The organism is Pseudonocardia sp. SID8383, from assembly GCF_009864975.1.
Taxonomy (GTDB): Bacteria; Actinomycetota; Actinomycetes; order Mycobacteriales; family Pseudonocardiaceae; genus Pseudonocardia; species Pseudonocardia alni.
The window spans coordinates 1-12,376 of sequence record NZ_WWFY01000172.1 but is presented as its reverse complement, the minus strand read 5'-3'; the positions used below and the strand labels follow the sequence as shown (position 1 = coordinate 12,376).

At 73.5% G+C, this 12,376-nt stretch carries 13 protein-coding genes and 2 pseudogenes; 11 read left to right on the top strand and 4 right to left on the bottom strand.

Going from position 1 to position 12,376, the window contains the following annotated elements; genetic code table 11:
* Window positions 1-213: 213 nt before the first annotated feature.
* On the bottom strand, window positions 214-609 hold the full coding sequence (locus GTW08_RS04080) for a DUF5318 family protein (protein WP_073573684.1): 396 nt from the start codon (window positions 607-609) through the stop codon (window positions 214-216).
* Window positions 610-803: 194 nt separating this feature from the next.
* Here GTW08_RS04080 and GTW08_RS04075 point away from each other — a divergent pair, with 194 nt between their 5' ends.
* The 4 genes from GTW08_RS04075 (at window position 804) to GTW08_RS04060 (ending at window position 4,291) form a co-directional block, all read left to right on the top strand.
* Window positions 804-1,448 carry a PadR family transcriptional regulator gene (locus tag GTW08_RS04075; protein WP_073573685.1) on the top strand — a complete coding sequence of 215 codons (645 nt, stop codon included), beginning with the start codon at window positions 804-806 and terminating at the stop codon, window positions 1,446-1,448.
* A gap of 1 nt (window position 1,449) precedes the next feature.
* A complete protein-coding gene (locus GTW08_RS04070; protein ID WP_073573686.1) occupies window positions 1,450-2,529 on the top strand; it encodes an inositol-3-phosphate synthase in 1,080 nt (359 codons plus the stop codon).
* Window positions 2,530-2,894: 365 nt separating this feature from the next.
* Window positions 2,895-3,497 (top strand): C40 family peptidase, encoded by a 603-nt coding sequence (locus GTW08_RS32845; RefSeq protein ID WP_073573687.1) that lies wholly within the window; start codon window positions 2,895-2,897, stop codon window positions 3,495-3,497.
* 74 nt (window positions 3,498-3,571) lie between these two features.
* Window positions 3,572-4,291, top strand: coding sequence for an SDR family oxidoreductase (locus GTW08_RS04060; protein WP_161151441.1), 720 nt, complete (start codon window positions 3,572-3,574; stop codon window positions 4,289-4,291).
* Here the strand turns inward: GTW08_RS04060 and GTW08_RS04055 are convergent.
* Entirely contained in the window at window positions 4,260-5,174 is a 915-nt protein-coding gene (locus GTW08_RS04055) for a LysR family transcriptional regulator (RefSeq protein ID WP_073573689.1), read from the bottom strand. The genes GTW08_RS04060 and GTW08_RS04055 overlap by 32 nt on opposite strands.
* A gap of 82 nt (window positions 5,175-5,256) precedes the next feature.
* On the opposite strand from GTW08_RS04055, the gene GTW08_RS32405 reads away from it, so the two are divergent.
* The 6 genes and pseudogenes from GTW08_RS32405 to GTW08_RS04035 all read left to right on the top strand — a co-directional run bounded on the left by GTW08_RS32405 (window position 5,257) and on the right by GTW08_RS04035 (window position 8,065).
* Complete coding sequence (locus tag GTW08_RS32405) at window positions 5,257-5,391, top strand: hypothetical protein (RefSeq protein ID WP_255497419.1); 135 nt, start codon at window positions 5,257-5,259, stop codon at window positions 5,389-5,391.
* Window positions 5,388-6,254, top strand: a pseudogene (locus tag GTW08_RS04050) (DMT family transporter); the annotation flags it as partial. The gene GTW08_RS32405 and the pseudogene GTW08_RS04050, both read left to right, overlap by 4 nt.
* A 94-nt stretch (window positions 6,255-6,348) precedes the next feature.
* Window positions 6,349-6,480 (top strand): annotated as a pseudogene (locus tag GTW08_RS32840) (DUF1707 domain-containing protein); the annotation flags it as partial.
* A gap of 87 nt (window positions 6,481-6,567) precedes the next feature.
* Window positions 6,568-6,807: a hypothetical protein gene (locus GTW08_RS32835; RefSeq protein ID WP_253068613.1), complete on the top strand. Its 240-nt coding sequence runs from the start codon at window positions 6,568-6,570 to the stop codon at window positions 6,805-6,807.
* Window positions 6,808-6,857: 50 nt separating this feature from the next.
* Entirely contained in the window at window positions 6,858-7,613 is a 756-nt protein-coding gene (locus tag GTW08_RS04040; RefSeq protein ID WP_073573691.1) for a UPF0158 family protein, read from the top strand.
* Window positions 7,610-8,065 (top strand): HEPN domain-containing protein, encoded by a 456-nt coding sequence (locus GTW08_RS04035; RefSeq protein WP_073573692.1) that lies wholly within the window; start codon window positions 7,610-7,612, stop codon window positions 8,063-8,065. Before GTW08_RS04040 ends, GTW08_RS04035 begins: the two co-directional genes overlap by 4 nt.
* Window positions 8,066-8,218: 153 nt before the next feature.
* Here the strand turns inward: GTW08_RS04035 and GTW08_RS04030 are convergent, their stop codons facing one another.
* Window positions 8,219-8,974, bottom strand: a complete 756-nt coding sequence (locus GTW08_RS04030; protein ID WP_073573693.1) for a hypothetical protein — start codon at window positions 8,972-8,974, stop codon at window positions 8,219-8,221.
* 46 nt (window positions 8,975-9,020) lie between these two features.
* Entirely contained in the window at window positions 9,021-11,882 is a 2,862-nt protein-coding gene (gene leuS / locus GTW08_RS04025; RefSeq protein WP_073573694.1) for a leucine--tRNA ligase, read from the bottom strand.
* A 207-nt stretch (window positions 11,883-12,089) separates the two neighbouring features.
* On the opposite strand from leuS, the gene GTW08_RS04020 reads away from it, so the two are divergent.
* Window positions 12,090-12,376: SdpI family protein (locus GTW08_RS04020; protein WP_202416369.1), on the top strand; the 287-nt coding region annotated here is incomplete at its 3' end.

Sequence of the window (12,376 nt, the reverse complement as noted above, 5' to 3'; positions counted from 1 at the left end):
GGACCGCGGAGGACCGGGGGGCGGGGGCGGGGGCGGCGGCGGGGTGCGCCGGGGGTCACGCTCGTCGTTCACCGGGCGGCTCCGTGGGATGCGGTGGACCGGATCCGCAGCGGCCCGGGCCGGGGGTGCCCGGGGCGGAGGGGATCCGGCAGCGGACCGGCGCGGTGCGCGCGGTCCGGGTGGTCGTGCTCGTCGGGCAGGGTGCCATCGGACTCAGCCACCCGCACTCCGCCGGCCGCGGCGGGGGCGGCCGGTGCCGAGGACGAACGAGCGGACCAGGTGGTTCCAACGGCACTCGGTGCACACCTCGACGACGTGCACGGAGAAGTCGGCGACCTGTGCCGCGAGCTGCTCGAGGTCCGCCGCGGAGCGGGCCGAGCCGGAGACGTGGCGCAGGCTCTCGCCGAACACCCACGAGACCTGGGCGAGCTCCTCGTGGCGGCAGACCGGACAGGCCCGACCGGCGGACGTCCCGTGGAAGCGCGCGGCGCGGAGCAGGTAGGCACCCGCATCGCACACCTCCTCACGTCCGACCCGGCCGGCCCGGACGTCGGCCAGCAGAGCACGGCGCTGCAGGGCGTAGTCCACCACCTGTCGCGGGCTGAGCACCCGACCAGGGTACGCGGGACGGACCCGCGGACCCATCGCCGTCCCGCACGGGCCCCTGCGGACACGACCGTTCCGTCCCTGGTCGGGGTACTCGTCCGGTCCGCGACCACCTGTGACGACGATCATGGAGGGGACGGATCGATGTATCGGACCGATAGGATGACCGGTCGGCGGTCCGCACGGAGGAGGTCGCGATGCTGGACTTCGCGGTCCTCGGCCTGCTCCAGGACGGTCCGCTGCACGGGTACGAGCTGCGCAAGCAGCTCGGCCGCAGGCTCGGCGGCTTCCGCGCGTTCTCCTACGGCTCGTTGTACCCGGCCCTGCGCCGGCTGCTCCGGGCCGGGTCGATCGCCGAGACCACCGACGAGGCGGGTGATCAGTACGGACGCGCTCCGGGACGGCTGCGACGGGGCAGGCGGGTCTACCGCATCACCCCGGCGGGCCAGGACCGGTTCGCGGCCATGCTCGCCGAGGCCGGCCCCCAGGCGTGGGAGGACGGAAGCTTCGACGTGCACCTGGCGTTCTTCGCGCGGACACCGGCGGAGACCAGGATCCGGATCCTGGAGGGCCGCAGACGGGCCGTCGAGGAACGCCGGGACGGTCTGCGCACCGCGCTCGGCAGGCCCTGCGAGGGGGTCGACCGCTACACCCGCGAGCTGCACCGGCTCGGGCTGGAGTGCTCCGAGCGCGAGGTGTGCTGGCTGAACGAGCTGATCGCGACCGAACGGGCCGAGCAGGGTGCCGCGGACGGCCGCGACGAGAGGACCTTCCCCGGCGGCGGGCCATCCCGGCCCGCGACCGGCGGGGTACGACAGGACGAGACAACAGGAGGAGCCTGACATGAGCCAGGTTCGGGTGGCGGTCGTCGGCGTGGGCAACTGCGCGGCGTCGCTGGTCCAGGGGGTTCACTACTACGCGGACGCCGATCCGTCGACCCAGGTCCCCGGCCTGATGCACGTCGACTTCGGCGGGTACCACGTCCGGGACGTGACCTTCGTGGCCGCGTTCGACGTCGACGCGAAGAAGGTCGGTCAGGATCTCGCCGACGCGATCTCGGCCAGCGAGAACAACACGGTCAAGATCGCGGACGTGCCGCCGCTCGGGGTGACCGTGCAGCGCGGGCCGACCCTCGACGGTCTCGGCCGCTTCTACCGGGAGACCATCACCGAGGCCGACGGCGAGCCCGTCGACGTCGTACAGGCGCTGCGCGACACCGGGGCCGACGTGCTGGTGTCCTACCTGCCGGTGGGCAGCGAGGACGCCGACCGGTTCTACGCGCAGGCCGCGCTGGATGCGGGCGTCGCGTTCGTCAACGCGCTGCCGGTGTTCATCGCCTCGGACCCGGAGTGGGCGGAGAAGTTCCGGGCCGCCGGCGTCCCGATCGTCGGCGACGACATCAAGTCCCAGGTCGGCGCGACCATCACCCACCGGGTGCTGGCGAAGCTGTTCGAGGACCGCGGCGTGCAGCTGGACCGCACGATGCAGCTCAACGTGGGCGGGAACATGGACTTCCTGAACATGAAGGAGCTCGAGCGGCTGGAGTCCAAGAAGGTCTCCAAGACCCAGGCCGTCACCTCGCAGGTGGACCGGGACATGGGCAAGGGCAACGTGCACATCGGCCCGTCGGACTACGTGTCCTGGCTGGACGACCGCAAGTGGGCCTACGTCCGGCTCGAGGGCCGCGCGTTCGGTGACGTCCCGCTGAACCTGGAGTACAAGCTCGAGGTCTGGGACTCCCCGAACTCCGCGGGCATCATCATCGACGCGGTGCGGGCGGCCAAGATCGCGAAGGACCGCGGCATCGGCGGACCGATCCTGTCGGCGTCGAGCTACTTCATGAAGTCGCCGCCGGAGCAGTACCGCGACTCCGAGGCCCGCGACAAGGTCGAGGCCTTCATCCGGGGCGAGATCGACAGCTGATCCGTTTCTCGGTACAACGGCCCGGGGACGACCGTGCAGGTCATCCCCGGGCCTTTGCCGTACCGGAGACGTTCCGGAAGACGACATTACCGATCCGGAATGTTCTCGTTATTCGTCGTGAGCGCAGTCATGCAATGAATGTGCCCTGCGTCATTTATTTGAGCGATATCTGTTCGTAATGTGCGGTCCGGCCTTGCGCGACCACCGCCCATCCGGGGTGAGGGGTGCAGGGTCACCGCCGGGCGACGACGCGGGCGGGTCGTGAGTGCCGTCGGTGTCCCCACCGGAACTCCCCCTTCGTACCGGCGCCCACGGGTCCCGCCCCGACCGCTCCTCCGGTGGTGCAACATCCCGAGGACCCCACCGTGCCCCAGCGTCATTCCGCTCCGGCGCTCCGCGTCGCCGTCGTGGCCACCACCGCCGCCGCGGCCGCTGTTCTGTCCGTGCTCCCCGCCGCCACCGCGGCCCCCACGGACGCCACCGCATCCGCGGCACCCGCCGCGGAGACCGTGACCCGTGACGTCGCCCCGGCCGCGAACGTCCTGCCGGCGCTCGGCGCGAACCCGGCCGCGATGTCGGTCTCGTCCGCCGCGCAGGCCGCGGCCCCGGCCGCACAGGCCGCCGCCGCGCGCAGCGGTGCGATGGCCACCGCGATGGCCCAGCTCGGCAAGCCCTACCGCTGGGGTGCCACCGGTCCGAGCGCCTTCGACTGCTCCGGCCTGGTCAGCTACGCGTTCGACAAGGCGGGCAAGGACCTGCCCCGCACCAGCCGGGCCCAGGCCCAGGTGGGCACCAAGGTGTCCAAGTCGAACCTCAAGCCCGGCGACCTGGTGTTCTTCTACAGCCCGGTCAGCCACGTCGGCATCTACATCGGCGACGGCCAGATCGTGCACGCCTCCACCAGCGGTCAGCCGGTGAAGATCTCCGACATCGACCGGATGCCGTTCAACTCGGCCCGCCGCGTCTGAGCGCGCACGCTCCCCGGTACGACGACCGGCCCCGTCCTCGCGCAGGACGGGGCCGGTCGTCGTAGGTTCATCGGGTGACCGCTCCCCGCCGCCCGCTCGCCCTGATCACCGGTGCCTCCCGGGGCATCGGCGCCGCCACCGCCCGGCTGCTCGCGCCGCGCTACGACCTGGTCCTGGGCGGCCGGGACGAGAAGCGGCTGGAGACCCTGGCCGGTGAGCTGACCGAGGCGGGCCCGGTCGCGGTCCGCACCGTGGCGGTCGAGCTCACCGACGACGACGCGCTGGCCGCGGCCCTCGACGGCATCGACCGGCTCGACGCGCTGGTCCACTCGGCCGGGGTCGGGGAGCTGGGCACCGTCGCGGAGACCACCGCGCAGACCTGGCGCCACCAGTTCGACGTCAACGTCGTCGCGGTCGCCGAGACGACCCGGCTGCTGCTGCCCGCACTGCGCGCGGCGGGCGCCGACACCGGTGCCGACGTCGTGCTCGTCACCTCCGGGTCCGGGCTCACCGCCCGCGCGGGCTGGGGGTCCTACGCGGCGAGCAAGTTCGCACTGCGCGCGTTCGGCGACGCCCTGCGCGCGGAGGAGTCCGGGCACGGCATCCGGGTCACCTCGGTGCACCCGGGCCGGGTGGACACCGCCATGCAGGAGCGGGTCGTCGCCCACGAGGGCGGCGAGTACGACGGCTCGCGGTTCCTGCGCCCCGAGTCGGTCGGTGCCGCGATCCTGGCCGCGCTGACCGCGACCCGCGACGCCCACCTCACCGAGATCGTGGTGCGCCCGCAGGGCTGAGCGCCGACTGCTCGCGGAGCTCGTCGAGGGCCGCCAGCAACGGTGGCGCCGCCGCCGCGGCGTCCCGGACCACCGCCAGGATCGTCCGCACCGGCGTGGGCCGCACGACCGGCACCGCACAGGTCCCGGCCGGCAGGTCGACGGCGCCGAGCCGGGGGAGCACGGTGACGCCGATGCCGGCGGCGACGAAGGCCAACGCCGTGCGGTAGTCGTGGGCCTCGACGTGGAACGGCGGGCGGAACCCGGCGGCGGCGCAGGCCTCGACCAGGTTGCGCCGGCACCACCCGCGGGCGAAGTCGTTGTCCACCCACCGCTGTCCGGCCAGCTCCGCCAGGTCGACCTGCTCCGCCCCGGCCAGCGGGTGCCCCTCGGGCACCACCACGACGTAGGGGTCGTCGAGCAGGTGGTGCACCGAGAACCCGGGCCAGGCCTCGAATTCCGGTCGTTCGACGGCGATCTGCAGGTCCGACCGGTCGGCCGGGTCGTCGGGCAGCCACTCACGCAGGGCCAGGTCGAGCCGGACCCCCGGGAAACCGGCGGTCAGCCTGCGCACCACCCGCGGCATCCAGGCGGACCCGACGGAGGCGAAGTAGGCCACCGCCAGCGACCCGGTGCGTCCCGTGCGCAGATCCTCGACGAGCACCTGGGCCTCACCGAGCCGGGCCAGCACCGCGTCGGCCTGTTCGGCCAGCAGGAGCCCGGCCGCGGTCGGCCGCAGCCCGCGCCCCACCCGTTCGAACAGCACCAGGCCGGTCTCCCGGGCGAGCGCGGTGACGTGCTGGCTCACCGCCGAGGGCGTGTACCCCAGGTTGGCGGCGGCGGACTGCACCGACCCACCGGCCACGACCGACCGGAAGATCATCAGACGGTGAGCGTCGAGCACGCGGACAAACGTACAGCAGAACTGAATCCAGAGGTAGAACATGTCGCTGGTGCTGAACCGTGAGTAGTCCGACGATGGCTCCATGACCACCGTGAACCTGGGACTGCTCGCCCTCACCACCCCCGCCACCCTCGCTGCGCTGTACCGGTTGTTCCGGGAACGACCGCGACGGTTGCCCGTCCGCACCGGCTACGACACCCGCCGGCCCACCCTGTGAGCGCCGCGACCCGGCCGGGACTGCTGCCGCTCGCCGCCGCGGCCACCACCGTCGTGCTCTGGGCCTCGGCCTTCGTGGGCATCCGCGCCGTCGGCCACGACCTGTCGCCGGGCGCGCTGGCCCTGGGACGGATGTTGGTCGGGGCCCTGACCCTGACCGCGATCCTGACCGTGGTCCGCGCCCGCAGACGCAGCCCCGGCCCACCCCTGCCCCGCGGACGGTTGCTGGCGGCGGTCGTGATCTGGGGCGCGGCCTGGTTCAGCGTCTACAACCTCGCGCTGAACGCGGCCGAGCGGCACCTCGACGCGGGCACCACCGCGTTGCTGGTGAACGTGGCACCGGTGGTCGTCGCCGTGCTCGCCGGGCTCCTGCTCGGCGAGGGATTCCCGGCACGGCTGCTGGCCGGGATGGCCGTCGCGTTCGCCGGGGTGGTGCTCATCGCGGCGGCGTCGTCGGCCGGGGGCGCCGACCTGTCCGGGGTGCTGCTGGGGCTGCTCGCCGCACTGGTCTACGCGGGCGCGGCCGTCGCACAGAAGCGGCTGCTGCCCCGGGTCGACGCCCTGACGATGACCTGGACGGGCGCCGTCGCCGGGGCCGTCGCGCTGCTGCCGTTCCTGCCGTCGCTGGTCGCCGCGCTCGCCACGGCACCGCCGACGGCCGTCGCCGGCGTCGTCTACCTGGGGGTGTTCCCGACCGGAGTCGCGTTCCTGACCTGGGGATACGCACTGACCCGCACGACCGCGGGCCGGCTGGCCGCCACCACGTACGCGATCCCGCCGGTGGTGGTCGGACTGTCCTGGGCACTGCTCGGGGAGGTGCCGGCACCGGCCGCGCTCGCCGGCGGTCTGCTGTGCCTCGTCGGCGTCGCGGTCGCCACCCGTTCGGCCCCGCCCCGGGGGCGCGGATCGTCCGAACGACAGACCCCCGTGTCCCTCCCCGTCGCTACGCTCGACGGGCATGGGGGAGTCCAGGGACGACGATCGGTCCGTGATGCGGGTGTCGGACGCCGACCGCAGCGAGACCGCGGAACGGCTGAAGCTGGCGTACGACGAGGGCCGGCTGTCGCTGACCGAATACGACGAGCGGTTGCAGCAGGCCTACGCGGCGACCGTCCGCGCGGACCTCGACCGGCTGGTCACCGACCTGCCCGCGGTCGAACGCACGACGCTGCCGTCGGTGCGTGCCGAGACGGCGCAGGTGGAGAAGGCCGAGGCGAGGCGTGAGCACCTCACCGAGTGGCGCTCGTGGGCCGGCACCTCGGTCGTCCTGACCGGCATCTGGGTGGTCACCGCGTTCGCCTCGTCCTCCGACGGGGAGGGCCTCCCGTTCTTCTGGCCGATCTTCCCGATCGGGATCTGGGGGGCGGTCCTCGTCGCGCACTTCCTCTTCGGCTCCGGGGAGAAGGAGGACGGCTGAGGGTCCCGCGGCGGCTGCCACGCGCACCGGACCGGGCATAGAGTCGCCCCGTGCTCGACCCCGCCCGCCTCGACCTGTCCGCGCTCGCGGACGCGCTCGAGGACCGCACGCCGGAGGTCACCTGGTACCTCGACCCGGCCGACGCCGAGGTGCACGGCGTGTCCGGCGACGGCCGGCCCGGTCCGGACTGGGTGGAGATCCGGCCGGTGACCAGCCGGGAGTCCTACCGGGACATGTCCGACTTCACCGCGGGCGTGCAGCACCGGCGGGCCGCGGCGCTGCTGGACCGCGCGATCGACGGCCGGGGCGCGTTCCGCCGGTTCAAGAACACGCTGTTCGAGTTCCCCGAGGTCCGTGACCAGTGGTACCGCTTCCGCGACGCCCGTTCCCGCAGGCGCGCGGCGGACTGGCTGGTCGCGGCCGGCCTGATCGGCGCCGACGACGGCGAGCGGCTCAGGGCCCGCCACCCCGATCCGGACCCGTCCAACGACGACGTGCCCGCCGCCGTCGCCGACGACCTGGGTCTGCTCTACGGCCCCCGGCTGCGCCAGGTGCTGCTGTTCGGGTCCTGGGCGAGCGGGGAGGGCTCGGTCGAGTCCGCGATCGACCTGCTCGTGGTCCTCGACGACGACGGGTTCCCGATCCTGCCCTGGGAGGAGGTCCGCGCGATGGACGACGTGCTGTGGCAGCACACCCGGCGGACCGGGCTGACGATCAGCGTGCTGCCGGTCGGCCAGGGCGAACTCGTCCGCGCCGCCGACCCGACGGTCGTGCGTGCCCGCGCCGAGGCGGTGCGGATCCGGTGACCCGGCGGGTGCACGGCGGGATCGCCCGGGCCCGGGTCGAGCTGGGCGGGGCCCGGGTGCTGGCCGAGAACGGCTTCGGCGACGCCGCGGTCTCTCGCGCGTTCCACGCCGCGTTCCGGGCCGCCGAGACCGCGCTGCTGGTGCTGGGGGAGACCCGCGCCGAGCACTCCGAGGTGGTCAGCGCGTTCGTGCGCCGGGTGGTGCGGGAACGGTCGCTGGACCCGCGGGCCGGGCGGCTGCTCCGGTCGCTCTACAACCGGCGGGCGCTGGCCGACCACTCGGACGTGACCGCCCCGGCGGCGGAGGCGCGTGCGGCCCTCGACGACGCCGCGTTCGTGCTCGACGCCGTGGAGGCCTGGCTCGCCGAGCCGGCCCTGTCCGGGCCGCCGGACCCGGGGACCGGGGCGACCCGGCGGCCGGAGAAGCCGGTCAGGCGCGGGTCCCGCGCCTGACCGGCCCGCCGGGCGCGCCCCCGGAAGTCGGAGAACCCCCGCGCGCCGCCTGCAGGTGGTACGTCATGACGTGGCCCCTCTCGCCGTCCGACCACGGGCTGGTCGCTCGGACGAGGGGATGCCGCCCGGGGGCCGGCCGTTACGGCGCGCGGGTCAGAAGAAGTCCCCGCCGAAGTCGGAGTCGTTGTCGAACAGGCCCCCACCCTCGAAGCCGCCCTGGTCGGCGCCGTCGAAGCCGCCGTCGGCACCGCCGTCGAAGCCCGGGTCGTCGAGGGCGGCCCCGTCGGCGTAGGCGGCCTGGTCGGCGCCGGCCATCCCGCTGAACAGCGAGGTGAACAGCAGCGCCGAACCGACCCCCCAGGCCCCGGCGACGAGTGCCGGCTTCCACCACGGCTCGGAGTACCAGCCGCGCGGCACCGGACGCCCGGCGACGGTCCCGCCGGGGTAGTAATGGCTGTTCCGGTCGGTCGGCTGCGGCGACGCGCCCAGGCTGCGGCCCTCCACCTCGACCTCGCGGTCCTCGGTGACCTCACCGGCGCGGGACTGGCCCGGCAGCGGCGGCAGCTCGGGCCCGGGGTCCATGCCCATCGCCGTGCGTGCGGCGCGGATGTAGTAGAGACCCTCGTAGGCGGTCTCGGTGACCTGACGGCACTGCGCGGCCGTGCGCGCCTGCTCCATCTGCGAGCCCGCGGCGGTGTAGCGCTCGGCGGCGTCGGCCAGCGCCTGACGGCTCGGGTCGTCGGTCCCGGTCAGGGCCAGGACCTGGCCGCCGAGGCGCTCCACCCAGCGCCGGGACTCGGCCTGGGCGTCCGCCAGAGCGGCGGCGGAGTCCGCGTTGTGCCGCCGTACCAGCCACACGACGGCCGCGACGACGGCCAGGACGACGATCAGGGTCAGGACTGCGCTCATGACGGACCTCCTGCCCGCTCAACGGGCAGGAGGTCGCCTGCGTTCCCTACCGGACGACGTTGACCAGGCGCCCCGGCACGACGATGACCTTCTTCGGCTCGGCCCCGTCCAGCGCGGCGACGACCTTCTCGTCGGCCAGCGCGGCCGCCCGGATGTCCTCCTGGGCGGCGTCGGCGGCGACGGTGACCCGCGAGCGGACCTTGCCGTTGACCTGGATCGGGTACTCGACGGTGTCCGCCACCAGGTAGCGCTCGTCGGCGACCGGGAACGGCGCGTAGGTCAGTGTGTCCTCGTGACCCAGCTTCTGCCACAGCTCCTCGGCGATGTGCGGGGCCAGTGGCGCCAGCATCAGCACCAGCGCCTCCGCGACCTCGCGCTCCACCGGCGCCCCACGCTTGGTCAGCGCGTTGTTCAGCTCGATCAGCTTCGCGGCGGCGGTGTTGTAGTGCAGCGCCGGGAAGTCCTCGCGGACACCGGCGATCGCCTTGTGCAGCGACCGCAGGATCTCCTCCGACGGCGCGTCCTCGACGACGGTCACCGCTCCGGTGCCCTCGTCGACCAGGTTGCGCCACACCCGCTGCAGGAACCGCTGCGGGCCGACGACGTCCCGCGTCGACCACGGACGCGAGGCGTCCATCGGGCCGGTGTACATCTCGTACAGCCGGAAGGTGTCGGCGCCGTAGCGGTCGCACATGTCGTCGGGCGTCACGACGTTCTTCAGCGACTTGCCCATCTTCCCGTACTCCCGGGTGACGGGCTGCCCGTTCCACGTGAAACCGGCGCTCGTGCCGTCCTCGCCGACGACCTCGACGACCTCCTCCGCGGGCACGTAGGTCCCGCGGGCGTCGGTGTAGGCCCAGGCCTGGATGTAGCCCTGGTTGAACAGCTTCCGGAACGGCTCCTCGCTGCTCACGTGGCCCAGGTCGAACAGGACCTTGTGCCAGAACCGCGAGTACAGCAGGTGCAGCACGGCGTGCTCGACGCCGCCGACGTACAGGTCCACGCCGCCCGGGTCGGCGACCGACCGGGCCGCGTCCTTGCCGATCCAGTACTTCTCGGCCTCGGCGGAGACGAACCGCTCGGTGTTCTCCGGGTCCAGGTAGCGCAGGTAGTACCAGCACGACCCGGCCCACTGCGGCATCGTGTTCGTCTCGCGGCGGTACTGCTTCGGGCCGTCACCCAGGTCCAGCTCGACGGCCACCCACTCGTGCGCCCGGGAGAGCGGCGGCTCCGGCTCGGAGTTCGCATCGTCCGGGGCGTAGGTCTTGGGCGAGTAGTCGTCGACGTCGGGCAGGACGACGGGCAGCTTGTCCTCGGGCAGCGCGATCGGGCCGTGCTCGTCCCAGACGACCGGGAACGGCTCGCCCCAGTAGCGCTGCCGGGAGAACAGCCAGTCGCGCAGCTTGTACTGCACGACGCCCTCGCCGGCGCCCTTCGCGGCCAGCCAGTCGATGATCGTGCGCTTGGCCTCGTCGACGCCCAGCCCGTCCAGGCTGATCTCGTCGTTCGCGGAGTTGATGGTCGGGCCGTCGCCGGTGTACGCGCCGCCGTCCCAGTCCGGCGGCGGCTGCACCGTGCGCACGTGCGGCAGCCCGAACGCGGCCGCGAAGTCCCAGTCCCGGGTGTCCTCGGCGGGCACCGCCATGATCGCGCCGGTGCCGTAGCCCATCAGCACGTAGTCGGCGACGAACACCGGGACGGCCGCGCCGTTCACCGGGTTGGTGGCGTACGCGCCGGTGAACACACCGGTCTTGTCCTTGTTCTCCTGGCGGTCCAGCTCGGACTTGCGGGCGGCCTCGGCCCGGTACGCCTCGACGGCCTCGGCCGGCGTCGCGGCACCGCCGGTCCAGCGCGCGTCGGTACCGGCCGGCCACTGCTGCGGGACCAGCGAGGAGACCAGCGGGTGCTCGGGCGCCAGCACCATGTAGGTGGCGCCGAACAGGGTGTCCGGGCGGGTCGTGAAGACCTCGATCGACGCGTCCGAGCCCGGCACGGCGAAGCGCACGCGAGCGCCCTCGGAGCGGCCGATCCAGTTGCGCTGCATCGCCTTGACCGACTCCGGCCAGTCGACCCGGTCCAGGTCGTCGGCCAGCCGGTCGGCGTAGGCGGTGATCCGCATCATCCACTGCTTCAGGTTGCGGCGGAAGACGGGGAAGTTGCCGCGCTCGGAGCGTCCCTCGGGGGTGACCTCCTCGTTCGCCAGCACGGTGCCCAGGCCGGGGCACCAGTTGACCGGCGCCTCGGAGATGTAGGCCAGCCGGTACCCGTCGACGGCGGCGCGCCGGTCGGCCTCGGACAGCTCGGCCCAGGGTCGGCCGTCGGGGGTCGGACGGGTGCCGGCCTCGAACTCGGCGCGCAGCTCGGAGATCGGGCGGGCGCGGTCGGCGTCGGTGTCGTACCAGGACTCGAAGATCTCGCGGAAGATCCACTGGGTCCAGCGGTAGAACCCGATGTCGGTGGTGGACACCGAGCGACGCGGGTCGTGGCCCAGGCCCAGCTGGCGCAGCTGCTGCCGGTAGCGGGCGATGTTGGCCTCGGTCGTCGTCCGCGGGTGCGTCCCGGTCTGGACGGCGTACTGCTCGGCGGGCAGCCCGAAGGCGTCGAAGCCCATCGGGTGCAGCACGTTGTGGCCGTTCATCCGCAGGTAGCGGCCCAGCACGTCGGTGCCGATGAAGCCCAGCGGGTGCCCGACGTGCAGCCCCGCCCCGGAGGGGTAGGGGAACATGTCCATCAGGTAGACCTTCGGCTTCTCCGAGCCGGGCTGCCCCGGGTCGGGGGCGTGGAAGGTCTGCTCGGTCTCCCAGAAGTCCTGCCACTTCCGCTCGATCCGGGCGGCCATCTCGGCGTCGTAGCGGTACGCCGGTCGGTCCGCGCGCTGCTCGGACGCGGTCGTGGTCTCGGTGCTCATGTCCGTCTCACCTCGGGGATGCCTGTCGTGACGGCCCGACTCGGGGCCCGGAACACGTCGCGGCCCCTCGTGCGCATCACGCAGGAGGGGCCGTCGCGGCGCCGTGTTGTGGCTACGACGCCGCGCCGGGAAGTCGGCGGGCCGTGCACATGTGACCAGGGTAGCCGGGGCGGGCATCCCCGTTCCCCCGGGTTCTACCCTGGTCACGTGCCCACGACGCTCCGCCTGCTCCTCGCCGCCCTGCTCCTGCTGGCCGGGGTGGTCCTCGTCGTCCTCGCCGTGCTGGGGGCGACCGGCCGGCTGCCGCGCAACCGCTTCGCCGGCGTCCGCACCGCGGACAGCCTGCGGACCGCCGACGCGTTCGCGATCGCCAACCGGGTGGCCGCGCCGCCGGTCGGCGCCGCGGGGGCGATCGCCCTGGTCGGCGGGACGGTGCTGCTGGTCCTGGACCGGACCGGCGCCGCCCCGTGGGTGCTGGGTGCGATCGCGCTGGT

Coding starts and splice junctions, on each gene's coding strand:
- GTW08_RS04030 (WP_073573693.1), bottom strand. CDS start 8,974: ATGAGCGCAGTCCTGACCCTGATCGTCGTCCTGGCCGTCGTCGCGGCC.
- GTW08_RS04075 (WP_073573685.1), top strand. CDS start 804: ATGCTGGACTTCGCGGTCCTCGGCCTGCTCCAGGACGGTCCGCTGCAC.
- GTW08_RS32405 (WP_255497419.1), top strand. CDS start 5,257: ATGACCACCGTGAACCTGGGACTGCTCGCCCTCACCACCCCCGCCACC.
- leuS (WP_073573694.1), bottom strand. CDS start 11,882: ATGAGCACCGAGACCACGACCGCGTCCGAGCAGCGCGCGGACCGACCG.
- GTW08_RS04070 (WP_073573686.1), top strand. CDS start 1,450: ATGAGCCAGGTTCGGGTGGCGGTCGTCGGCGTGGGCAACTGCGCGGCG.